At 54.8% G+C, this 22,831-nt stretch carries 24 protein-coding genes; 8 read left to right on the forward strand and 16 right to left on the reverse strand.

Features of this window, described 5'->3' with window-relative positions; all coding sequences use genetic code 11:
* Nucleotides 1-24 precede the first annotated feature (24 nt).
* On the reverse strand, nucleotides 25-690 hold the full coding sequence (locus tag QE396_RS05895) for a MarC family NAAT transporter (RefSeq protein ID WP_309950336.1): 666 nt from the start codon (nucleotides 688-690) through the stop codon (nucleotides 25-27).
* Nucleotides 691-946: 256 nt separating this feature from the next.
* On the opposite strand from QE396_RS05895, the gene marR reads away from it, so the two are divergent.
* The 3 genes from marR to marB are packed head-to-tail and all read left to right on the forward strand — an operon-like array spanning nucleotide 947 to nucleotide 2,033.
* Nucleotides 947-1,381, forward strand: coding sequence for a multiple antibiotic resistance transcriptional regulator MarR (marR, locus tag QE396_RS05900; protein WP_020884159.1), 435 nt, complete (start codon nucleotides 947-949; stop codon nucleotides 1,379-1,381).
* Nucleotides 1,382-1,401: 20 nt separating this feature from the next.
* Nucleotides 1,402-1,782: an MDR efflux pump AcrAB transcriptional activator MarA gene (gene marA, locus QE396_RS05905; RefSeq protein ID WP_008502237.1), complete on the forward strand. Its 381-nt coding sequence runs from the start codon at nucleotides 1,402-1,404 to the stop codon at nucleotides 1,780-1,782.
* A 32-nt stretch (nucleotides 1,783-1,814) separates the two neighbouring features.
* On the forward strand, nucleotides 1,815-2,033 hold the full coding sequence (marB, locus tag QE396_RS05910; RefSeq protein ID WP_014170042.1) for a multiple antibiotic resistance protein MarB: 219 nt from the start codon (nucleotides 1,815-1,817) through the stop codon (nucleotides 2,031-2,033).
* A gap of 38 nt (nucleotides 2,034-2,071) precedes the next feature.
* Here marB and eamA read toward each other — a convergent pair whose 3' ends face one another.
* Entirely contained in the window at nucleotides 2,072-2,971 is a 900-nt protein-coding gene (gene eamA / locus QE396_RS05915) for an O-acetylserine/cysteine exporter (protein WP_020884160.1), read from the reverse strand.
* A 247-nt stretch (nucleotides 2,972-3,218) separates the two neighbouring features.
* On the opposite strand from eamA, the gene ydeE reads away from it, so the two are divergent.
* The gene (ydeE, locus tag QE396_RS05920) at nucleotides 3,219-4,412 is read left to right on the forward strand and encodes an efflux MFS transporter YdeE (protein WP_309950342.1); all 1,194 of its coding nucleotides are present in this window, start codon (nucleotides 3,219-3,221) and stop codon (nucleotides 4,410-4,412) included.
* Between the two features lie 48 nt (nucleotides 4,413-4,460).
* Here ydeE and zinT read toward each other — a convergent pair whose 3' ends face one another.
* The 8 genes from zinT to QE396_RS05960 form a co-directional block, all read right to left on the reverse strand.
* Nucleotides 4,461-5,099 (reverse strand): metal-binding protein ZinT, encoded by a 639-nt coding sequence (gene zinT / locus QE396_RS05925; RefSeq protein WP_020884162.1) that lies wholly within the window; start codon nucleotides 5,097-5,099, stop codon nucleotides 4,461-4,463.
* Nucleotides 5,100-5,151: 52 nt separating this feature from the next.
* Nucleotides 5,152-5,850, reverse strand: a complete 699-nt coding sequence (urtE, locus tag QE396_RS05930; protein ID WP_014170038.1) for an urea ABC transporter ATP-binding subunit UrtE — start codon at nucleotides 5,848-5,850, stop codon at nucleotides 5,152-5,154.
* A gap of 9 nt (nucleotides 5,851-5,859) precedes the next feature.
* On the reverse strand, nucleotides 5,860-6,657 hold the full coding sequence (urtD, locus tag QE396_RS05935) for an urea ABC transporter ATP-binding protein UrtD (protein ID WP_020884163.1): 798 nt from the start codon (nucleotides 6,655-6,657) through the stop codon (nucleotides 5,860-5,862).
* The gene (urtC, locus tag QE396_RS05940) at nucleotides 6,657-7,730 is read right to left on the reverse strand and encodes an urea ABC transporter permease subunit UrtC (RefSeq protein ID WP_020884164.1); all 1,074 of its coding nucleotides are present in this window, start codon (nucleotides 7,728-7,730) and stop codon (nucleotides 6,657-6,659) included. The genes urtD and urtC overlap by 1 nt, the downstream gene beginning before the upstream one ends.
* A complete protein-coding gene (gene urtB / locus QE396_RS05945) occupies nucleotides 7,730-9,304 on the reverse strand; it encodes an urea ABC transporter permease subunit UrtB (RefSeq protein ID WP_020884165.1) in 1,575 nt (524 codons plus the stop codon). The genes urtC and urtB overlap by 1 nt, the downstream gene beginning before the upstream one ends.
* Before the next feature lie 24 nt (nucleotides 9,305-9,328).
* A complete protein-coding gene (gene urtA / locus QE396_RS05950; RefSeq protein WP_020884166.1) occupies nucleotides 9,329-10,600 on the reverse strand; it encodes an urea ABC transporter substrate-binding protein in 1,272 nt (423 codons plus the stop codon).
* A 203-nt stretch (nucleotides 10,601-10,803) separates the two neighbouring features.
* The gene (locus tag QE396_RS05955; RefSeq protein ID WP_047366215.1) at nucleotides 10,804-11,907 is read right to left on the reverse strand and encodes a cobalamin-independent methionine synthase II family protein; all 1,104 of its coding nucleotides are present in this window, start codon (nucleotides 11,905-11,907) and stop codon (nucleotides 10,804-10,806) included.
* Between the two features lie 157 nt (nucleotides 11,908-12,064).
* Nucleotides 12,065-12,478, reverse strand: coding sequence for a rhodanese-like domain-containing protein (locus QE396_RS05960; RefSeq protein WP_025204217.1), 414 nt, complete (start codon nucleotides 12,476-12,478; stop codon nucleotides 12,065-12,067).
* Nucleotides 12,479-12,551: 73 nt separating this feature from the next.
* On the opposite strand from QE396_RS05960, the gene ftrA reads away from it, so the two are divergent.
* Nucleotides 12,552-13,553 (forward strand): transcriptional regulator FtrA, encoded by a 1,002-nt coding sequence (ftrA, locus tag QE396_RS05965; RefSeq protein ID WP_032670382.1) that lies wholly within the window; start codon nucleotides 12,552-12,554, stop codon nucleotides 13,551-13,553.
* A gap of 158 nt (nucleotides 13,554-13,711) precedes the next feature.
* On the opposite strand, the gene QE396_RS05970 is transcribed toward ftrA, so the two are convergent.
* Nucleotides 13,712-14,074 carry a hypothetical protein gene (locus tag QE396_RS05970; protein WP_014170029.1) on the reverse strand — a complete coding sequence of 121 codons (363 nt, stop codon included), beginning with the start codon at nucleotides 14,072-14,074 and terminating at the stop codon, nucleotides 13,712-13,714.
* Nucleotides 14,075-14,316: 242 nt separating this feature from the next.
* Here QE396_RS05970 and QE396_RS05975 point away from each other — a divergent pair, with 242 nt between their 5' ends.
* Nucleotides 14,317-14,547: a DUF2554 family protein gene (locus tag QE396_RS05975; protein ID WP_025204219.1), complete on the forward strand. Its 231-nt coding sequence runs from the start codon at nucleotides 14,317-14,319 to the stop codon at nucleotides 14,545-14,547.
* On the opposite strand, the gene QE396_RS05980 is transcribed toward QE396_RS05975, so the two are convergent.
* Together QE396_RS05980 and QE396_RS05985 are read right to left on the reverse strand one after the other, a co-directional pair.
* Nucleotides 14,548-16,512, reverse strand: a complete 1,965-nt coding sequence (locus QE396_RS05980; protein ID WP_047366214.1) for a U32 family peptidase — start codon at nucleotides 16,510-16,512, stop codon at nucleotides 14,548-14,550.
* Between the two features lie 80 nt (nucleotides 16,513-16,592).
* The gene (locus QE396_RS05985; RefSeq protein WP_014170026.1) at nucleotides 16,593-17,120 is read right to left on the reverse strand and encodes a helix-turn-helix domain-containing protein; all 528 of its coding nucleotides are present in this window, start codon (nucleotides 17,118-17,120) and stop codon (nucleotides 16,593-16,595) included.
* Between the two features lie 92 nt (nucleotides 17,121-17,212).
* On the opposite strand from QE396_RS05985, the gene QE396_RS05990 reads away from it, so the two are divergent.
* Complete coding sequence (locus tag QE396_RS05990; protein WP_020884173.1) at nucleotides 17,213-18,379, forward strand: benzoate/H(+) symporter BenE family transporter; 1,167 nt, start codon at nucleotides 17,213-17,215, stop codon at nucleotides 18,377-18,379.
* On the opposite strand, the gene QE396_RS05995 is transcribed toward QE396_RS05990, so the two are convergent.
* On the reverse strand, nucleotides 18,359-19,231 hold the full coding sequence (locus tag QE396_RS05995) for a helix-turn-helix domain-containing protein (RefSeq protein ID WP_020884174.1): 873 nt from the start codon (nucleotides 19,229-19,231) through the stop codon (nucleotides 18,359-18,361). The genes QE396_RS05990 and QE396_RS05995 overlap by 21 nt on opposite strands.
* 173 nt (nucleotides 19,232-19,404) lie before the next feature.
* Between QE396_RS05995 and QE396_RS06000 the strand changes: the two genes are divergently transcribed.
* Nucleotides 19,405-20,301, forward strand: a complete 897-nt coding sequence (locus QE396_RS06000; RefSeq protein ID WP_014170023.1) for a DMT family transporter — start codon at nucleotides 19,405-19,407, stop codon at nucleotides 20,299-20,301.
* A 32-nt stretch (nucleotides 20,302-20,333) separates the two neighbouring features.
* Here QE396_RS06000 and QE396_RS06005 read toward each other — a convergent pair whose 3' ends face one another.
* Both QE396_RS06005 and QE396_RS06010 read right to left on the reverse strand, forming a co-directional pair.
* Nucleotides 20,334-21,008: a DUF3313 domain-containing protein gene (locus QE396_RS06005; protein ID WP_020884175.1), complete on the reverse strand. Its 675-nt coding sequence runs from the start codon at nucleotides 21,006-21,008 to the stop codon at nucleotides 20,334-20,336.
* Between the two features lie 135 nt (nucleotides 21,009-21,143).
* Nucleotides 21,144-22,739 (reverse strand): ABC transporter substrate-binding protein, encoded by a 1,596-nt coding sequence (locus QE396_RS06010; RefSeq protein ID WP_309950353.1) that lies wholly within the window; start codon nucleotides 22,737-22,739, stop codon nucleotides 21,144-21,146.
* Nucleotides 22,740-22,831: the final 92 nt, after the last annotated feature.

A 22,831-nucleotide genomic window follows, 5' to 3' on the forward strand; every position in this document is an offset into this window, starting at 1 on the left:
CGTTTTGCATTACCGGGCGGGTGATTAATGGTACGTCTTAATAATCTCCAGCACGCCGTTGATAATAAACTGCACGCCCATACACACCAGTAAGAAGCCCATCAGGCGGGAAATCGCCTCAATACCGCCCTTGCCGACCCAGCGCATGATCGCGCCTGAACTGCGCAAGGATGCCCATACGATGATACCAATCAGTGCAAAAATCAGCGGGGGCGCAACCGTAATGACCCAGTCCGGGAAGGTCGCGCCATCCCGCACCGTTGACGCGGAGCTGATGATCATCGCAATCGTTCCTGGCCCCGCCGTACTGGGCATCGCCAGCGGGACAAAAGCAATATTCGCGCTGGGCTCGGTTTCCAGCTCTTCGGATTTGCTTTTGGCCTCAGGTGACTCATGCACTTTCTGCGCAGGGAACAGCATACGGAACCCGATGAAGGCAACAATCAGTCCGCCAGCAATACGCAGACCCGGGATGGAGATTCCGAAGGTGTTCATCACCAGCTGTCCGGCGTAGTAAGCCACCATCATGATGGCAAACACATAGACCGAGGCCATCATCGACTGATGGTTACGCTCGGCGCTGTTCATGTTCCCTGCCAGCCCCAGGAAGAGCGCAACCGTCGTTAGCGGGTTAGCCAACGGCAGCAGTACCACCAGCCCCAGACCAATTGCTTTAATCAAATCCAACATAGTGCGTCGTTGTCCTTATCCATGTTTATCACCGCAATTATAGGGTGAAAGTGTGACGTTCAGCCATTCGCTCAACGTAACGATTATTTACGGTCATTAACGATAACCCTTCGTTATCTATTTGAATTGAAAGCATGCAAAAAAAGTTCATGAAACGTTTTAGCAATTCGTGGCATCCGCTGATCCATTCAGTTGACTTATACTTGCCTGAGCAATAATATCTGCCGTGACTAAACTACTTGCCAGGGCAACCATTGTGAAAAGCACCAGTGATCTCTTTAACGACATTATTCCGCTGGGTCGTCTTATTCATATGGTTAACCAGAAAAAAGATCGCCTGCTCAATGACTATCTGTCACCGCTGGATATCACCGCCACGCAGTTCAAAGTGCTGTGCTCCATTCGCTGCGAAGTGTGTATCACGCCGGTTGAGCTGAAAAAGGTGCTCTCTGTCGATCTGGGTGCGCTAACCCGCATGCTCGATCGTCTCGTTTGCAAAGGATGGATAGAACGAAGCCCTAACCCGAATGACAAACGCGGCGTCCTGGTGAAACTCACCAGCGATGGCGCGGCTATGTGCGAGCAATGTCATCAACTAGTAGGACAAACACTGCATCAGGAACTAACAAAAAACTTAACGGCAGATGAAGTGGCAACGCTTGAGCTTTTGCTTAAGAAAATACTGCCGTAAACAGAAAAAGAGGTATGACGATGTCCAGACGCAATACTGACGCTATTACTATTCATAGCATTTTGGACTGGATCGAAGATAACCTGGAATCGCCGCTCTCCCTTGAAAAAGTGTCAGAGCGTTCAGGTTACTCCAAATGGCACCTGCAACGGATGTTCAAAAAAGAGACCGGCCATTCATTAGGTCAATATATTCGCAGCCGCAAGCTGACGGAAATTGCCCAGAAGCTGAAAGAAAGCAATGAGCCGATCCTTTATCTGGCGGAACGTTACGGTTTTGAATCACAGCAAACCCTGACGCGTACGTTTAAGAACTACTTCGACGTGCCGCCTCACAAATACCGTATTACCAGCGTGCCGGGTGAATCCCGATACCTGTATCCACTAAAACATTGTAGTTAATCATCGCCTGTAAAGACGTAACCGAGGAAATCATGAAAGTTACAGCCTCCGCCGCCCTCGCCTTGCTGGTGCTGTTTTCCAGCCAGACCTTCGCGGAGCAAACCCCTCGTGCAACGCAGCAAAATAATCGTGACACGATGATTTTGCCGTCAGCACATGACCAGTCACCTTATGACTTCAACCACATGGGTGCTGGTAGTGACAAATCCGACGAGTTAGGCGTGCCTTATTATAATCAGCACAGCTTCTGATTCGTTTTTGCCCCGCGGATGCGGGGCTTTTTTTATGCCTATCCTCTTGCCCGCGTTACCCGACGCACGCGCAAACCAAACACGTTGATGTACAGCCCGGCCATGATCAGCACGGCCCCCAGCAGCTGCAGCGCACTCAGCTTTTCATCGAGCAACAGCGCGGCGCTGGCCAACCCTACCACCGGAACCAGCAGGGATAACGGCGCCACGCGCCAGGTTTCGTAGCGACCCAGCAGCGATCCCCAGATCCCGTAACCAATAATGGTGGCCACAAACGCCAGGTAGATCAGCGATAAAATGGTGGTGAGATCGATTTCCACCAGGCTTTTCAGCATCACGTCCGGCCCATCAAAAATGAGCGCCGCAACCATAAACGGAACAATGGGGATCAGTGCGCTCCAGACCACCAGCGACATCACCTTCGGGCGCGCCTCATGCTGCATAATCAGCTTGTTGAAGATATTCCCGCAGGCCCAGCTCAGTCCTGCCGCCAGCGTTAACATAAAGCCCAGTAACGCCACGTGCTGCCCGTTCAGGCTGGCTTCTATCAGCACCAGCACGCCGAACACCGCAAGGGTGATCCCCGCCAGCTGTTTACCCTGCAGACGCTCGCCAAAGACAAACGCCCCGAGAATGATGGTAAAGAACGCCTGAGCCTGTAACACCAGCGAAGCCAGACCGGCGGGCATCCCGAACTTAATGGCGCAGAACAGAAACGCGAACTGGCCAAAGCTGATGGTCAGGCCGTATCCCAGTAAGAGTCTGAACGGAATTTTCGGGCGCGCGACAAAGAAGAGCGCCGGGAAGGCCACCAGCAGAAAACGCAAACCGGCCAGCATGAGTGGGGGCATGTTATGCAACCCAAGCTTGATGACCACAAAATTCAGACCCCATACGATGACCACCAGCAACGCCAGCAGCCCGTCTTTTCGCGTCATACTCTGCCCCTGAATGATTAAATTTTTGTAAACACTTCAAGGTAACGAAAAAAACATGCCACGAGAAGATCATTATTTCTGGCAGTCAACTGAAGCACTTACGGATAAATTAGGTGCTATACAAGCCCCTTATGTCGTGATACTCCTGATATATACCTAAAATAATACACGTTGCAGGATGGCGGCGAGCGAGCGCGGCCAGAATCTCTGCGGCTCAAAATACCAAACGCAATTGTCAGGCAGGAATATGAAACCATCACTCAGGCGCTCAACCGCAGCGCTGCTGGCGTCGTCGTTATTATTAACCATTGGTCGTGGGGCAACGCTGCCGTTTATGACCATCCATCTCACGCGTGTATTTAATATGAGCGTCGAGAATATTGGTTATGCCCTGACCATTGCGCTTACCGTCGGTGTGGTATTCAGTATGGGGTTTGGCATCCTCGCCGATAAGTTTGATAAAAAGCGCTACATGCTGATTTCAATCGTCGCCTTTATTGCCGGGTTTGTTGCCATCCCGCTGGTGGATAACGTCACGCTGGTGGTGCTCTTCTTTTCCCTGATTAACTGCGCCTATTCGGTGTTTTCAACGGTGCTGAAGGCCTGGTTTGCCGATGTGCTGACCTCGAGCCAAAAAGCGCGCGTTTTCTCGCTAAACTATAGCTTCCTGAACATTGGCTGGACGATCGGGCCGCCGGTGGGCACCTTACTGGTGATGTACAGCCTGCAGCTGCCGTTCTGGCTGGCCGCTTTTTGTGCCGCACTGCCACTCGGTTTTATCCATTTCTTCGTGCAAAAAAGCGTTGCGCTCGATGCCACCGAAGAGAAAATGCCGTGGCAACCGTCTGTACTGCTTAAAGACCGCGCCCTCTTCTGGTACACCCTTTCCGGCCTGCTGGCGTCGTATGTGGGCGGGTCATTCGCCAGCTGTATTTCGCAGTACGTGCTGGCTGCGAATGCCGACAGCAACTTTGCGCAAAACGTGGTCGCCGTGGTGCTGCCGGTGAATGCTGCGGTGGTCGTCACCCTGCAATACGTTATCGGTCGCAAGATCTCCGCCACCAATATACGTCCGCTGATGACGGCGGGAACACTCTTCTTCGTCCTGGGTCTGGGCGGTTTTATGCTCTCCGGGGAAAACCTGGTCTACTGGGGCATTGCGGCAGCGGTGTTTACGCTGGGTGAGATTATCTATGCACCTGGCGAATATATGCTGATCGACAATATTGCCCCGCCGGGTATGAAAGCGAGTTACTTCTCTGCCCAGGCGCTGGGCTGGCTTGGGGCGGCGGCAAACCCGATGATCACCGGTATTATCCTTACCAACCTGCCGCACTGGTCACTGTTTGCGATCATGATGGTTGCCATCGTGATTGCCTGGCTGATGATTTTGCGTGGAATGAGCGTGAAGGCGTGGTGCGAAATGCCGAAAGTGGCTTAAGTCCTCAACGCCGGGCGGCATGACGCCCACCCGGCATCGGGCAGGCCATTAATGGTGCAGCATCTCGTCGACCACCTGCTGTTTGTACATTTCGTTCGGGTAGTACGTCGGCCAGTTATCCATCTCTTTTAGCAGCGTCTCGTGGGAGGTGTTGCCCATAAAGATATGGAAATGGGAAGAGGCTTTTGGGGCGATGGTATGGTCGCTGAACTGGACAAACTTCGGCGCCTTGCTGTCCGGATCTTTACACTCGAACAGATAGCGAACCCCTTTCTTACCTGATGCATAAGTCAGGATCTTATAGCCGCTGTAATCATACTGGCAGCGACCGATAGCCTTACCTTTGTGGAATTCCATCACGTTGTTTTCGATGCCGATAGCCTCAACGTCCGTCGCATACCCTGTGCGATAGTAGGCTTTCACCTCGTCGAAGGATTTTTTGTCCTTCTGCGCTTTCTGTTTAAAAACCGGATCCAGCGCGCCATCGAGCAAAAACGGATAGACGGATTGCCATGTCCCATCCCAGTCAGACAGCTTTCTGTCTTTGACGTCTTTATCCTCAAAGACGCCGTTCGCCGCCTTCTGTTCCGCTTCCGTCATCTGATGTCCATGCGAATGGGCAAACAGCTGACCACTTACCAGCAGCGCCCCCAGAGTCATTGCAAATTTGCCAATATGTGCAGCCAAAACAAACTCCTCACTCCGTTTTATAAGAATGAGGATGTTATAATATAACATTTCAAATCGCAACCAGTCCGCGAACGCCCTCTTGTTCCATTGTATCGCCCCGTCCACGCTGAATGATGGTCCCGCGCGACATCAGCAGATAGCTGTCGGCAAGCTCAGCGGCGAAATCGTAAAACTGCTCTACGAGCAGGATTGCCATATCCCCTCTGTCCGCCAGCTTGCGGATCACCAGGCCTATCTCTTTGATCACCGACGGCTGAATACCTTCCGTGGGTTCATCGAGGATTAACAGCTGTGGCCGGCTCGCCAGGGCGCGACCAATCGCCAGCTGTTGCTGCTGACCGCCGGAGAGATCGCCTCCACGACGATGCTTCATCTCTTTAAGCACCGGGAACAACTGCCAGATATCCTCCGGGACGCGCTTTGCGTCGCGGGCGGGGAAGCGTGACAGCCCGAGCAACAGATTCTCCTCGACCGTTAAGCGTGGAAAAATCTCACGCCCCTGCGGAACATAGGCCACACCGGACTGCACGCGCTGGTGCGGTTTGCTGTGGGTGATTTTTTTTCCCTGCCAGATAATGTCTCCTGTTTTTACCGGGATCAGGCCCATCAGACACTTGAGCAGCGTGGTTTTCCCCACCCCGTTGCGCCCCAGCAGACAGGTCACTTCACCGGTCGCCGCTTCAAAACTGACCCCGCGCAGAATATGACTGCCGCCGTAATACTGATTCAGTTCGTTCACCTGTAACATGACGGCTCCTTAGCGTCCCAGATAGACTTCTATGACCTGCTCATTGGCCTGCACCTGGCGAAGTGACCCCTCCGCCAGCACGCGTCCCTGGTGCAGCACCGTCACGTGGTCGGCAATGGTTTCGACAAAGCCCATATCGTGCTCGACCACCATCAGGGAGTGTTTGCCCGCAAGGGTTCTGAACAGCTCAGCCGTATAGTCGGTCTCCGCGTCGGTCATTCCGGCCGCCGGTTCATCCAGCAACAGCAGATGCGGGTCCTGCACCAGCAGCATGCCAATCTCCAGAAACTGCTTTTGCCCGTGCGAAAGCAGTCCGGCGCGGCGATCGCGCTCACCGCCAAGCCGCAGCAAGAGCAGCATCTCGTCAATACGATCCCGCTGCTCGCCGTTGAGTCTGGCCCGCAGGCTCGCCCAGACGGATTTGTCAGTTTTCATCGCAATCTCAAGATTTTCCCACACCGTGAGCGCTTCAAAGACCGTGGGCTTCTGGAACTTACGTCCGATGCCCTGGCGGGCGATCTCGGCGGGTTCAAGCGCCGTCAGGTCGATGGACTGATCGTACAGCGCTCTGCCGCTTTTAGGCCGCGTTTTGCCGGTAATCACGTCCATTAATGTCGTTTTTCCCGCACCGTTGGGGCCAATCACGCAGCGCAATTCACCCACGCCAATGTTCAGTGAGAGGTCCGTCAGCGCCTGAAAACCATCGAAATTCACGTTGATGGCTTCAAGCTGCAGTACCGGATCGGTCTGGTCGCGATAGCGATCCCCGGGTAACTGGCGGGTAAATAATCCTTCGGCTGGCTGCATTAGTGTTCTCCCTTACGAAACAGACCGTAGACACCGCGCGGTAAAAACAGCGTCACGGCAATGAAAATCAGCCCCAGAAACAGCTGCCAGTATTCCGGCAGGGCGACGGTAAAGACGCTCTTCGCACCGTTTACCAGCGCCGCGCCTATCACCGGGCCGACCAGCGTGCCGCGCCCCCCCAGCGCGACCCAGATGGCCGCTTCAATTGAGTTGGTTGGCGACATTTCACCCGGGTTGATAATGCCCACCTGCGGCACATACAGTGCACCGGCCAGACCGCAGAGTACGGCTGAAAGTGTCCACACCAGCAGCTTGAAACCACGGGGATCGTACCCGCAAAACGTCAGGCGGTTTTCGGCGTCACGCACCGCGGTCAGAATGCGACCGAACTTACTTTTCGCCAGCGCGAAGCCTGTGCCCAGCGCTATCAGCAACAGCATCACGGTAGCCAGAAACAGCGCAATACGGGTGGTAGTCGCGGTAACGGAGAACCCGAGCAGCGTGGTAAAACCGGTAAAGCCGTTATTTCCGCCAAAGCCGGTTTCATTGCGAAAGAACAGCAACATCCCCGCGTACGTCAGCGCCTGGGTCATGATCGAAAAATAGACCCCTTTGATTTTTGAGCGAAAGGCAAACCAGCCAAACACCAGCGCCAGCATCCCCGGCACCATCACAATTAATACCAGTGCCCAGACAAAGTGCTGCGTCCCCCACCAGAACCACGGCAGTTCACTCCAGGAGAGAAACGACATAAACGCGGGCAGCCCGTCACCCGCCGCCTGGCGCATCAGGTACATGCCCATCGCATAGCCGCCCAGCGCGAAGAAGATACCGTGCCCCAGGGAGAGCATTCCGGCATAGCCCCACACCAGATCGAGCGCCACGGCGACGATGGCATAACAGAGGATCTTACCCGTGAGCGTGAGCATCCAGGTCGAGATCGCCAGCGGATGCGTCGCGGGCAGTAAGGCGAAAAACGGTAAAACCAGCAGGCAGGCCACGATCAGGCTACCGGCTATCTGCGTCGTGCGTGGCGCTTTGCGCGCCAGCGTTAAGGTAAGCGGCTGGCTCATCAGTCAGTAACCCTCCCTTTCAGTGCGAATAACCCCTGCGGACGTTTCTGAATAAACAGAATAATCGCCACCAGGATCAGGATTTTGCCCAATACTGCCCCCATTTGCGGTTCGAGAATTTTATTAAAGATCCCCAGCCCAAACGCCGCGGCCACGCTACCTGCCAGTTGACCCACCCCGCCAAGCACCACCACGAGGAACGAGTCGATGATATAACCCTGGCCCAGTTCTGGCCCAACGTTGCCTAACTGCGATAACGCCACGCCCCCCAGACCCGCAATCCCCGAGCCAAGCCCAAAGGCCAGCATATCGACGCGACCTGTCGGTACCCCGCAGCAGGCCGCCATACTGCGATTTTGCGTTACTGCGCGCACGTTCAGACCAAGACGGGTTTTGTTCAGAATGAGCCACGTGAAGAACAGCACCAGCAGCACAAAACCCAGTACCACAATGCGGTTCCACGGCAGCGTCAGATTGGCAAACACCTGCACGCCACCGGACAGCCATGCCGGGTTTGCCACCTCCAGGTTCTGGGCGCCAAACGTCATGCGTACCAGCTGAATAATCATCAGGCTAATACCCCATGTCGCCAGCAACGTTTCCAGCGGTCGGCCATACAAATGACGAATAACGGTACGCTCAAGCACCATCCCGATGCTGACGGTCACAATAAACGCCACCGGCAGTGCAACGATCGGGTAGAGCGCCAGCCACTGTGGGGCGAAGCCGGCCATCACCTGCTGAACCATCCAGGTGGCGTACGCGCCCAGCATCAGCATCTCCCCGTGGGCCATGTTAATCACCCCCAGCAGGCCGTAGGTAATTGCCAGCCCCAGCGCGGCGAGCAACAGTACCGACCCCAGCGAGAGCCCCATAAACGCCTGACCAAGCAGATCGCCCCACATCAGGCGATGCTCAATCTGTTTCAGACTTTCGGCAGCGGCAGCACGCACGCCGGCATCCGGCTCCGATGCTGCCTGCGTATACGGCGTCAGCCGGGACTGAACGTCCGGATCGTCTGATTGCCCTAACAGCACCACAGCGTTCAGGCGCACCGCAGCCTGCGGACTTGCCAGCTGGAGGTTCGCCAGCGCCAGCATCAGCGACTGACGGGCCACATCATCCGTTTCGCTGCTCACCCGTTTTTGCAGGAAATCGAGCATTTCAGGCTGTGCATCCCGCTGGAGTTGACGAGCTGCCGCACGCCTTTCCGTGACACTGTCACTCACAAGTTGATGGGTTGCCATTGCCGTCGCCACCAGATTGCGCAGCCGGTTGGTCAGACGCACGGCTTTGGTTTGGCCTGCTGCGGCTTTTGTTTCACCCAGGGGAACCATTGCCCCCTGGCGTTGTGCAAACGCATGTTTCTGGCTGTCGGTATAGAGACTTTCACTTTGTAGCGCCTGGAGCAGCGGCAACCGTGCCGCCTCCGGTGCGGTTGCCCACTGCGTCAACAGTTCTGCCTGCTGGCTGCGACTGGCGGCCACGAATTGGTCGGCATCCGATGCCTGCACCATCCCTGGCAGCAGTCCGGTAAGCCACACAATAGCGATGATCGTGCGTATGGCGTTCATGACTTTTCTCCCTGCGGTGATAACTTAGTTGCTGGCGGTTTTCATCGGCTGATCGGGCTTTTTGTCATTACCGGCAATGAAGGGACTCCACGGCTGAGCACGCACCGGCTGTTCCGTCTGCCAGACCACATTAAACTGGCCGTTACCTTCAATTTCGCCAATCATGACCGGCTTATGCAGATGGTGGTTGGTGGCATCCATGGTGAGCGTAAAGCCTGAAGGGGCCTTGAAGGACTGACCGGCCATTGCCGCCCGAACTTTATCGACGTCGGTGGTACCTGCTTTTTCAACCGCCTGCGCCCACATGTGGATCCCGACGTAGGTGGCTTCCATCGGGTCGTTGGTGACCACGGTGTCGGCGTTCGGCAATTTGTGTGCCCTGGCATACGCTTTGTAATCCGCCACAAACGCCTGGTTGGTCGGGTTATCAACGGACTCAAAGTAGTTCCACGCCGCCAGGTTGCCCACCAGCGGTTTGGTGTCAATCCCGCGCAGCTCCTCTTCTCCCACGGAGAAGGCCACAACCGGAACATCGGTAGCTTTCAGGCCCTGGTTAGCCAGCTCTTTATAGAACGGAACGTTGGAGTCGCCGTTGATGGTGGAAACCACCGCGGTTTTCCCTCCGGCAGAGAATTTTTTGATACTGGAAACGATTGTCTGGTAATCGCTGTGACCAAACGGGGTGTATACCTCTTCAATGTCTTTGTCTTCCACCCCTTTCGAATGCAGGAAAGCACGCAAGATTTTGTTCGTGGTGCGGGGATAAACGTAATCGGTGCCTAACAGGAAGAAGCGTTTCGCGCTGCCTCCGTCTTCACTCATCAGGTACTCCACCGCCGGGATCGCCTGCTGGTTTGGCGCGGCGCCGGTATAGAAGACGTTAGGTGACATCTCTTCACCCTCATACTGCACCGGGTAGAACAGCAGTCCGTTCAGCTCCTCAAACACCGGCAGCACCGATTTACGCGACACCGACGTCCAGCAACCAAACACCACCGCTACTTTGTCCTGGCTCAGCAGCTGGCGCGCTTTTTCAGCAAACAGCGGCCAGTTCGAGGCCGGGTCAACCACTACCGGTTCCAGCTTCTTACCCAGCACGCCCCCTTTGGCGTTGATCTCATCGATGGTCATCAGCGCAACATCTTTAAGCGGCGTTTCGGAAATCGCCATCGTGCCGGAAAGGGAATGCATGATCCCCACCTTGATGGTATCGGCCGCCTGAGCGCCAAAACTCATCCCCATAGCTACGACAGACGCGGACAATGCGAAGGCTTTTAATAAGGTACGACGGTGCATATTTTCACTCCTGAAAAAGAAAGCTGTGCAAAGGCGTCCGTTACGGCGTGGACGCAGAAAATAAAAACGTCAGCTTAGAGAGAGCAAAAAGGATGCCAGGATGGATAAAGCGCTATGACAGGAGAAGTAACGAAGGATGTAAAAAGAACGACTCAGAATGGTACAGCGCTGCACTTTTATAATGCAGCGCTGTGGCGGAGGGTTTACCAGACTTCGCTGGCGATCTGCGTCACCAGGCGGACTTTGTCCCACTGCTGGGTTTCGCTCAGGCTGTTGCCCTCTTCGGTAGAGGCAAATCCGCACTGCGGGCTCAGGCAAATCTGCTCTTTAGCCACGTATTTCGCCGCCTCTTCCAGACGCGCCTTCACCCCTTCCGGGTTCTCCAGCTCGCCATTTTTGGTGGTAATAAGGCCGAGCACCACCTGCTGCTTGCCCGGGCGAACAAAACGCAGTGGTGCAAAATCACCGCTCCGGTCATTGTCGTACTCAAGGAAAAAGGCATCCACGTTGACCGTCCCGAACAGCACTTCAGCCACCGGCTCATAGCCCCCTTCGGAAATCCAGGTTGAACGGAAGTTTCCGCGACAGACATGCAGCCCGATGGTGAGATCGTCCGGCTTGCCCTCCAGTGCCTTATTCAGAACGCGGGCATATATACGCGCCAGCTCGTCGGCATCGTCACCACGCTCGCGGATCTGACGACGTTGATCGTCCGAACAGAGATAGGCCCAGACGGTGTCATCCAGCTGCAGATAACGGCAGCCCGCGTCGTAAAACGCCCGAATCGCGTCCCGCCAGGTGGTCGCCAGATCGTCAAAATAGTCCTTCAGATCCGGGTAGACCGTCGCATCAATGTCTTTGCGCCCACCGCGGAAATGCAGCACGCTCGGGCTGGGAATGGTCATCTTCGGCTGAGCATTCCCGCTAATGCTTTTCAGGTAGCGGAAATCCTCCAGCATCGGGTGATCGCCAAAGCCCAGCTTGCCGGTCACGCGCACGCCGTGGGCTTTGGTCTGTACACCGTTGAACTGAATACCCTGCTGAGAATCGTAACGCTCAACACCCTGCAGACCGTCGAAGAAATCAAAGTGCCACCAGGCACGACGAAATTCACCGTCGGTCACCACATGCAAGCCACAGGCGCACTGCTGCTCGACAACATGGCGGATCGCCTCATCCTCAACCGCACGAAGCTGCCCGGCATCAATTTCGCCGCTGGCGTATTTCAGGCGAGCCTGTTTGATGGCATCCGGACGTAAAAAGCTGCCAACTACATCGGCGCGGTATGGGGCATGGTGTCGTTGCATGGAAATCTCCTTTATCTGCCGACAATAATTGCCCGCAGTGATAATTCATTATTTGAATCTTTAGACTTCTGGATGTCTAAATGTCCAAAAAAAGATGTCATACCTGCCGCCAGCCGGCAAACGAGAAAATTTCACGGGTGTTGAAAAAAATTCATCTTCACAGTGCGGAGAGCGATTCCTGGCTCGCAAACTCAAACTTTTCATCTTCCCAGCCGGTGATCCCGCCGAGCATAATTTTCACCGGCAGCCCCAGACGCGCCAGCTTCAGCGCGGCTCTGTCCGCACCGTTGCAGTGAGGCCCGGCGCAATAGACCACAAACAGCGTGCCGTCAGGCCACTGGGCCATGCGTTCGGCGGTGATCTGACGCCACGGCATATGTAGCGCACCGGGAACGTGACGGCGGGCGAACTGCTGCGGGCTCCCGACGACGTGCAGCAGGACGAAATCCTGTTCATGATTCGTGATGGCATGATGCACATCGGCGCAATCGGTCTCGACGCTCAGGCGGCGCAGAAAATGGGTAACGGCTTCCTGGGGTTCAGCAGCCGGAAATTCAGTAACATAACTCATGATCCTTCCTCATCTTTGGCGTTTGTGTTAACACTACTCTATCCACAAATTCAGCCCGTGAATGCGCTCGCTTATGCCAGAAAACAGCAAAAAGATGACAAACTTAAGACAGATTTCCCGCCCTCAGGTCATTGTGCTGGCGTATGACGGTTTGTGTACCTTTGAGTTTGGCGTGGCAGTGGAAATCTTTGGTCTGCCGCGTCCGGAACTGGGAGACGAATGGTATCGTTTTGCCGTGGCGGGCGTAGACAGCGGTGAACTTCGGGCGACCGGGGGGATTCGCCTCATCACCGACGGTGATTTAACCCTTCTTGAGACGGCCGACCTGATCGTTGTGCCCGGCTGGCGAGGACTGGATTCACCGGTTCCGCCCGCGCTCTGCGCGGCATTACGTAAGGCCAATGCGCGGGGATGCCAGCTTTTGTCGATCTGTTCCGGCGTGTTTGTTCTTGCCGCTGCCGGGCTGCTGGATGGGCGTAAAGCCACAACGCACTGGCGCTATATTGAGGCGCTTAAGGCCCGTTACCCGGCCATCGAGGTGGTTGAAGATGTACTTTATCAGGACGACGGCGACATTCTCACCTCGGCGGGCAGCGCGGCAGGCATCGATTTATGCCTGCACGTGGTCCGGCGGGATTATGGGATGGAAATCGCCAACACCGTAGCGCGTCGTCTGGTCATTCCCCCGCACCGGGATGGCTCACAGCCGCAGCAGCTAAGCCGCCCGGTGGCGCAACTGCGCGAAAGTCAGCGTCTCGGTCAGCTGTTTGATTTTCTGCACACCCATCTTGCCGTATCGCACAGCGTTGATTCACTGGCGCGTCGGGTTGGCATGAGTCAACGCACCTTTCTGCGCCGCTTTCAGGATGCGACCGGCACCACGCCCGCGCGCTGGCTGCTCAATGAGCGCCTGCTGAGGGCAAAAGATTATCTGGAAAGCAGTCGCTTAAGTATCGACAGCATCGCGGAGCAGACCGGATTCGGTCAGGCATCGACCCTGCGTCACCATTTTCGGCAGCAGTTCGCCCTTTCACCGGCCCAGTATCGCAAACACTATTCGCGGCCTGCCCGCTAGTGGCCGGATTGCAGACAAAAAAAACCGCCATAATATGGCGGTAAATGCTTGCATGGATAGATTTGTATTTTGGTCTCTACGTCCCGACACTCCATGGCCGGGCAGCGGATCTCTTACAAACTAACATCCATAGTCTCAATGAAAGGTAAACAGCCTGATTAACCCGCTTTGGTGTTGATTTGCAAATAACGCATCAGACCCTGCTCCGCGCTCTGTTTTGCATCATCATTGATGGCTTCCAGATAAAACGAACGCGACACACCATACGGTGCTTTTTCAGACGGATAAACCGCGAACTCGAATGTTTTACCTCTTGCCTGATTGGTGCAGCCTAATTGCCAGCGCTGGTCATCAATTCTGGTGCTATTACAGGCCACGCGTCCGTAATCGCTGGTTAAATATGACCCAACACGCGCTTTCGCGGACTGAATATATTCTGGTTCGTCATTACTAATAGAGTAAATACCTGCACCCGCCCCAACAGCAACCACCAGCAGCGCAAGCGCTATCATTTTTTTCATTTAACAAGACCCATTCCTTAGCCAGAGTTTAACCATTATATAGGATTTATCCTTAAAGCTAGTGGCTAATTACGTACCAGAATTGGCGGTTAACAAACTTGATGCTAATTTTAGGAAAAGTCTCATCACGGCTGTCGCCGCACAGAATTTGACACTCTCTTTGCGCTAATTTGAATTTTTGAATAATTTCCCGAAGAAATTATTGGCATGATAGTCCCGCGATGGCATTCAACGGTGAAATAATGATGAGAAAAGGGTTAACGCTGATATTGCTGGTGTGTGGATTATTTTCAGGTCAGCTGATGGCAGGACATAAAGGCCATGAATATGTGTGGGTAAAGAATGTGGAACATCAGCTCCGCCATGAAGCGGATAGCGATGAATTACGCAGCGTTGCAGAAGAGTCAGCGGAAGGTTTGCGCGAACACCACCTGTGGCAGAAATCGCGCAAACCTGACACGCACTTTCGGTAATTAATTACCCTTACGCTTCGGCAGGGTTTTCATTAAATCGTCCGGGCTCACGGAGGCCACAACGCTACCCGGCGACGGCATTTTGAAAATATGATTTTTCATCTTGCCAATCACATGCATTTCGCACGGACGGCAGTCAAATTTCAGGGTCAGCACTTCGTCGCCATTCACCAGCTGCATCGGTGTGGCCTTCCAGCTTTTAATATTCCCTTTCGCCTGTTTCGGGCAGAGGTTGAAGGCGAAGCGGAGACAGTGCTTGGTGATCATCACCGGCACGTCGCCCTTCTCTTCATGCGCTTCATAGGCTGCGTCAATCAGCTGTACGCCGTGACGGTGATAGAATTCACGCGCTTTGTGGTTATAGACGTTCGCCAGGAAGGACAAGTGCGTGTCAGGGTAAACCGGCGCAGGAACGGTTTCGGCCTTGCGGCTGCCGCGTGGATAGTTAGCCAGGCGGGCGGCATCCAGCATTTCTGCCGTCTCGCGGCGGAAATGATTCAGCAGGCTGTTCGGAACAAACAGGGCATCCGGCAGGTTAACGTCGATATGACGCGCGTAGTAAAGGGTCTGCCCCAGCTTCGCCACGCCATCCTTCAGATTATTAAGGGCTTTTTCCGCGTTGTTTGCCACCTCGAACAGGCCATCAAGCGTATGCGTCACGCTGATACCGTCTTCACAGGTCATGGTCAGGATCAGCTGCTCTTCCCAGCCGCCCAGTTCAATGTCCACCGCGATACGACGTTCGCTCGAGGTTTTCAGCAGCGCCTGCTGCCAGTTGTGGTCAAGGTTACGGTTCAGTGCCGCGTTAGGGCGCGCTTTGTAGAGATCCGCAGGCATCTCGTTTGGCCATACGCGATAGCGATTTTCACCGGTTTTTTCCACCGTATTCGCACGGAAGCCCACAACTTCACGCTTGATCATCACGTTCAGTCCATCGCCGTTGGCCAGCGGCTCGGTCACTTCCACGTCGAGGTGATCTTTTGCCACTTTCAGCACTTCACCCACCGGTAAACCGATAAACTTCGGTGAATCAAACGCACCGATATCCCCTTTACGGGCATTCACAAAGTAGTCAGTGCTGCCGCGGTGGAAAGTTTTGTCCGTTGACGGAATAAAGAAATGCTCGGTACGACCGGCCGACGCACGCGCCAGGTCACCGCGATCTTCAATGATGGCATCCAGCATCTGACGATAGTGAGCGGTGATGTTCTTCACGTAGCTCATGTCTTTATAACGCCCTTCAATCTTGAAGGAGCGCACGCCAGCGTCAATCAGCGCACCCAGGTTGGCGGTCTGATCGTTATCTTTCATCGAGAGCAGGTGTTTTTCGAACGCCACAACGCGGCCCTGATCGTCTTTCAGGGTATACGGCAGACGACATGCCTGAGAGCAGTCACCGCGGTTGGCGCTGCGCCCCGTCTGGGCGTGAGAAATATTGCACTGACCAGAATAGGCGACGCACAGCGCGCCGTGGATAAAGAATTCAATGGTTGCGTCGGTCGCCTGGTGAATATCGCGGATCTGGTTCAGGTTCAGCTCACGCGCCAGCACGATCTGGGAAAAACCCACATCAGAAAGAAACTTCGCCTTCTCTACCGTGCGGATATCGCACTGTGTACTGGCATGCAGTTCAATGGGGGGAATATCCAGCTCCAGCACGCCCATATCCTGCACAATCAGGGCATCGACGCCGGTCTGGTAGAGATCGGTAATTAAACGTTGCGCAGGCTCCAGCTCATCATCATGCAGAATGGTGTTCAGGGTCACGAACACTTTCGCCCCAAAGCGATGGGCGAACGGCACCAGTTCAGCAATATCGCTCAGGCTGTTGCTGGCGTTATGGCGGGCACCAAAGCCAGGTCCACCAATGTAGACGGCATCAGCACCATGAAGGATCGCTTCACGGGCGATGGTGGCGTCGCGGGCCGGGCTTAAAAGTTCGAGATGATGGGATTGCAGGCGCATACTTCGTCGTTATCCGTTATGGTCAAAATGGCGGCTATTGTAGTCAGAAGTATGCGGCAGCGAAACAGTTTTGCGTCGCTTCAGCGGGGATAATGGATCAAGGAGTGAAAATGCACCGGCCGGTCGCTGCTGTTGCGGTAGGCGTGCGGTTTATCCCCGGCAAAACGCACCCCTGAATCGGCAGTAATGGTCTGCCACTCGCCATCAATGTTCATCTCCAGTTCGCCGCTGATCACCACCACGTGTTCAATCACGCCCGCCTCGTGGGGCGTGGATTCGCTCAGGGCGCCGGCAGCGAGGGTTATCGAAAAGTGGTCAAACTTTAGCGTCTCATCCCACGGGAATAACGGTTTCACCACCATCGCCTGCTGTTCCGGGTCGAATACCGCCTGCCTGTCAGCTGCCGGCGTGATGAAGGCAGAAAAAGGGATGTTCAGCCCCGTGGCGATTTTCCACAACGTGGATACCGTCGGGCTGGATTCATTGCGCTCGATTTGCCCGAGCATGGCCTTTGAAACGCCGGTCTCTTCCGCCAGTCTGGCGAGGCTCCAGCCACGCGCCTGACGCTCGGTTTTCAGTGTGTAAGCAAGATGTTGTGTGATGTCCATGTTCCCTCCTGATGCGACCGATCATACCACTTGTACGCTATAACGCACAGTGTTACCTTAGGGCGGACGTTATAACGCACAACGGAGTTTTTATGCGCCCTTCATCCTCACTCTTTCCTGCCGTTCTCGCCGGTTTTGTCGCCGTTCTGGTGGGATATGCCAGTTCCGCCGCCATTATTTGGCAAGCCGCTGCTGCCGCAGGCGCAAACGCGCAGCAGATCGCCGGCTGGATGACGGCCCTGGGGATAGGTATGGGGGTCAGCACGCTGGCGCTTTCCTGGTGGTATAAAGCCCCGGTGCTCACCGCCTGGTCTACACCCGGCGCGGCGCTGTTAGCCACCAGCCTGCACGGGGTAACGCTTGCCGAGACCATCGGGATTTTCATCTTTGCCAATGCGCTCATTCTGCTGTGCGGCGTAACCGGGCTGTTTGCTCGCCTGATGAAGCTTATCCCGCATTCCCTTGCCGCTGCTATGCTCGCCGGGGTGTTGCTCAGGTTTGGACTGCAGGCGTTCAGCAATCTTGAGGGGCATTTTTTACTGTGCGGCAGCATGCTGGCGGCATGGCTGTTCGCCAAAGCGCTGGCCCCTCGCTACGCCATTGTCGCCACGCTGCTGGTGGGCAGTATGGTGGCCTGGGCGGGAGGTGACGTTGTCACAAAAGAGTTAACCCTTTCCGTGGTGATGCCCACGTTTATCGCGCCAACCTTTACGTTAACCAGTCTGATAAGCATTGGCGTGCCCTTCTTCCTGGTCACCATGGCGTCCCAGAATGCGCCGGGCTTCGCCACGATGCAGGCTTCCGGCTATCCTCTGGCCGTATCACCGCTGATGATCGTCACCGGAGGGCTGGCACTGGTGTTATCCCCGCTCGGCGTCTTTTCCATCTGTATTGCCGCGATCACCGCTGCGATTTGCCAGAGCCCGGATGCGCACCCGGATGCCAGCAAACGCTGGCTTGCCGCCATGGCCGCAGGCGGGTTTTATCTGCTGGCGGGCATTTTTGGCGGATCCATTTCCGGGCTGATGGCCTCCCTTCCCCTGAGCTGGATCCAGATGCTCGCCGGCCTGGCGCTGCTGGGCACCATTAGCGGGAGCCTGTATCAGGCACTGAACAACGAAACGGAGCGCGACGCGGCAATTGTCACCTTTCTGATGACCGCCAGCGGCGTCACGATCCTGGGTATTGGCTCTGCGTTCTGGGGGTTGGTGCTGGGCGGTGTATGTTATACGGTCTTTTCACACCTTCGCCGCGCGTAGCTGCGAGGGCGTTATGCCCATCATGCTGCGAAAGCGGTTACTGAAATGGCTGGCGGAGTTAAACCCGCAGGCCAGCGCGATATCGGTGAGCGGTGTGCTTGTGTGCTGCACCAGCGCTTTGGCTTTCTCCATTCGACGCTGCATCACGTACTGATGCGGTGCCAGCCCCATGGACTGACGGAACATCCTGGCGAAATGATATTCGCTCAGCGCGGCCTGCTCGGCCAGTTCCGCCAGCGTCAGCGGCTGGGAAAGGTTCTCTTCGATAAACGCCAGCACGTTACGCAGCACAAACGGCGACAACCCGCCGGTCACCACCGGCAGCTTCCACTGCACGCTGGAGTAATGCTGTAACAGATGGGTCATCAACAGCGTAGACGCGGTACTCAGGGTGAGCTGGTTAGCTTTTTGCTGCCAGTCGCAGCCGAGCAAAAACTGACGGTAAAGCGCGGTAATTTTCGGGTCGCTGCCGAAGATCTTTTCATCCAGCGTCAGGGACAGAGGGCGCTTGTCCCAGATTTTTTCCCCGACATCACGCAGATGCTCATCGGTGCAGTAGAGATGGACAAACGTCAGGTCATCGCGAATATCCCACGTCGATTCACTCTCTTTTGGCATCAGACAGAAACGGTCCGGGCCGCCGCCGTTTTTCCAGCCGCCCGGCGTTTTTTGATAGCTCTCATAACCGTCCGCCACGTACAGGCTGAGGGTATGGTGATTACTTTTCACGGTTATCGTGTCGTGCTTGTTGTACCAGGCTGCCAGTTGAATACCGGAATTCAGCGCAACGGTTTCCCGCAGCACGGCGTTCTGCTGACGTAGCGTTTCAAAGGTATCGTAAGCGCGAGACATAGCTATTAACGGGTGAGTAATCAGACTCTCAGTCTATGAAGTGTTGCGCCACGATGCCAGATCTGCAGCCACAAAAAAGCGCAAGAATATGCAAGTCCACCGCAAATCGGTGAAAGCAATGTCATGCCACTCGCGCCAGACTGCACTTTTCGCTGTGTGAGAAGAGAGCAACAATGAACGCATTACTCTATGGACTGGTGGTGGTGATATGGGGAACAACCTGGATTGCCATTTTCCTGCAACAGGGGCCAGTCGCAGCCCCGGTGTCAATTTTCTGGCGCTTTGCCGTGGCCTGCGCCACGATCATGATCGTCTTAATTGCCCTGCGCCGGCTTCGTAAACTGGCCTTGCGGGATCATCTCTTTTGCATGCTGCAGGGATGCTGCGTTTTTTGCTTCAACTTCTGGTGTTTTTATACCGCCGCCGCGCACATCAATACCGGACTGGAGTCGGTGATTTTCTCGATGGCCGTACTGTATAACGCCATCAACAGCTTTATTTTCTTCGGTCAGCGCCCACCCGCACGCTTCTGGACGGCGGCGGCCCTGGGACTTATCGGGATCATCACCCTCTTCTGGGACGACCTGCTGGCGAGTGGCTGGAGTGCCTCCCTGCTGACGGGGATTGGCCTTTCAGCACTGGGGACCTACGGGTTCTCACTGGGCAATATGATCAGCATGCGCCACCAGCGAAAAGGGCTGGAGACCATGACCACCAACGCCTGGGCGATGTTTTACGGTACGGTCATTATGGGCTGCATTGCCCTGTTCCGGGGTGACAGTTTTATCCCCGAATGGACGGTGAGTTACATTGGTGCGCTGCTTTATCTCGCCATTTTTGGTTCGGTCATCGCTTTTGGCGCCTACTTCACGCTGGTGGGACGCATTGGCCCGGGCAAAGCGGCATACAGTACGCTGCTCTTCCCGCTGGTGGCGCTGTCCATCTCCACGGTCTATGAAGGTTACGTGTGGCATCTCAACGGCATCATTGGATTACTGCTGATTCTGGGCGGGAATATGGTGATGTTTACGAAACCGGAAACCTGGTTCAGACGTTTGCGTATGGCATAAAAAAAGGCCTGCATTGCTGCAGGCCGTTTTGATTATTTCGCGGTTTTCTTAACATCAAACATGGTGGCATCCGTCGCCATGTCATCCACAACCTGTTTTAACGTTGCGAAGCCCATTGGCGTGTTTTCGTTCGCCAGCTCTTTACCTTCGCCTTTACGCACGACCTTCATGACCGGCTTATTCGTCGCCGAATCAATCAGCTCGCCTTCGAAGAAGAGATGGGTATCCATGGTGCGGTGCCCCGTTGCCATCTGCGTACCTGCAACCACTAACGCGACGGGCACTACTTCATAGAACTGCAGACCTTCTTTCTGCGAACTCACACCGGTAATCGCACCGCGGAAGATCAGGCTGTGTTTACCTGGCGTCGTAACAACAGGTTTACGCTGGCTGATTGCCGCTTTCATTTTGGTGTTGGTATAAGCCAGAAGCTCATCAAGCGTTTTTTGACCAATTTGGGTCGTTGGTTTTGGCGCTGGATAATAGGTGATTGGCGTCCATAAAATACTGTCGTAATTTGCCTCGTTATACGACGGGTCGACCCAACGCAGCGTCGGTTTACCCGTTGCGGACGTTGTTTGCTGCAATCCAGAATAATCTTTTAAAAAGCCTGAATATTGTTCGGGGGCGGCGACTTTAGACGAACAGCCCGCTAACGCCAACAGACCAGAAAGCACTGCAACTTTAAAAAAAGTGTGAGTACGCATGATGGTATTCCATGTTATCTGCAAGTATGCATTTGAAGTTATAGCAAAAGTCTGGCGGGTTTGTTGTGACAAAAAATGATGTAAGCAGCACAAATTGCGAAAAGATTGCCCGACTGAACGCCGGGCAGAGAAAAACTACTGATTAATATCAACCTGCCAGAACAAATGCTTGCCAAACGGATCGATTTCATAGCCCGTGACTTCCTTGCGCACCGGTTCAAAAATCGTCGAATGGGCAATCATTACTGCCGGCATCTGGTCATGCATCATCTGCTGGGCCTCTTTATACAGCGCCACGCGTTTATCATGATCGGTTATCGATTTCGCTTCAGCGATAATTTTATCAAATGGTTTGTAGCACCATTTGGCGGAATTAGATCCACCGTTAGCCGAAGTACAGGTAAATAACGGACCAAAGAAGTTATCCGGGTCCCCGGTTGCGGTGGTCCAGCCCATCAGCGCGGCCTGATGTTCACCGCCCTTCACCCGCTTAAGATACTCGCCCCATTCATAGGTGACGATTTTGGTCTGGACGCCAACCTTCGCCCAGTCGGCCTGAATCATCTCCGCCATCCGCTTTGCGTTCGGATTGTAGGGACGCTGAACCGGCATCGCCCATAAATCGATGCTGATGCCGTTTGCAAAACCAGCCTCCTTCAACAACGCTTTCGCTTTTTCAGGATCGTAGTCGTAATCCTTCAGTTCGCTGTCGGCGCTCCAGACGCCGGGTGGCAGCAGGTTTTTCGCCGCCGTGCCGGTGCCATGGAATACCGCGTCAATAATGGCCGGCTTATTGATGGCCATTGCCAGCGCCTGGCGGACCTTCACGTTATCCAGCGGAGGTTTTTGCGTATTGAAGGCCAGAAAGCCGGTATTCAGCCCGGCTTTACTCATCAGATTAATGTCTTTATTAGCCTTCATGCGCGGCAGGTCCGCCGGGTTTGGAAACGGCATCACCTGACATTCGTTCTTCTCGATTTTAGCAAAACGCACCGAGGCATCGGGCGTGATGCTAAACACCAGTCGATCCAGCTTCGATTTGCCCTGCCAGTACTCCGGAAACGCAGTGAACAGGATGCGCGAATCTTTCTGGTACTGCGCCAGCTTAAACGGCCCGGTGCCAATCGGGTCCATATCCACCTTTTCCGGCGTGCCGGCTTTCAGCATCGCGTCGGCATACTCCGCCGACAGGATCGAGGCGAAATACCACGCCAGATCGGCGACAAACGGCGCTTCCGGATGGGCGAGCGTAAAGCGCACGGTGTGGTCATCGACTTTATCAATGGCCGTGATCAGGCTACCGAACTCAAGGCTCTCGAAGTTGGAATAGCTGCCGTTAGAGACGTTGTGATAGGGATGGTTTACATCCTTCTGGCGCATAAACGAGAAAATCACGTCGTCGGCGTTAAAGTCGCGCGTCGGCCTGAACGATTTATTACTCTGGAATTTCACCCCTTTACGCAGATGGAAGGTATAAATCTTGCCGTCCTCGCTCACCTCCCAGCGTTCCGCGAGGCTCGGGACCAGTTCCGTTGTACCCGCCCTGAAATCGACCAGCCGGTTATAGACCGGCACGGCACTGGCATCCACGCTGGTTCCCGACGTGTATAACTGAGGATTAAAGTTTTCCGGCGATCCTTCAGAGCAATACACCAGCGTTTTTGCCGCGACGGTGGAACTGACCGTGAGCGCAGCAAGTGCCAGCGTTAACATTGTGAGTTTGCTTTTCATCATTTATTCCTGTCTTTTTAATTCGACGGCTAATTAATTCTTTTGCCATTTCATAAATATCATTAAAGTGATGTAGCAAACACCTGAAAAAT

The organism is Enterobacter sp. SORGH_AS_0287 (assembly GCF_031453695.1).
In the GTDB taxonomy this organism is placed as follows: domain Bacteria; phylum Pseudomonadota; class Gammaproteobacteria; order Enterobacterales; family Enterobacteriaceae; genus Enterobacter; species Enterobacter ludwigii.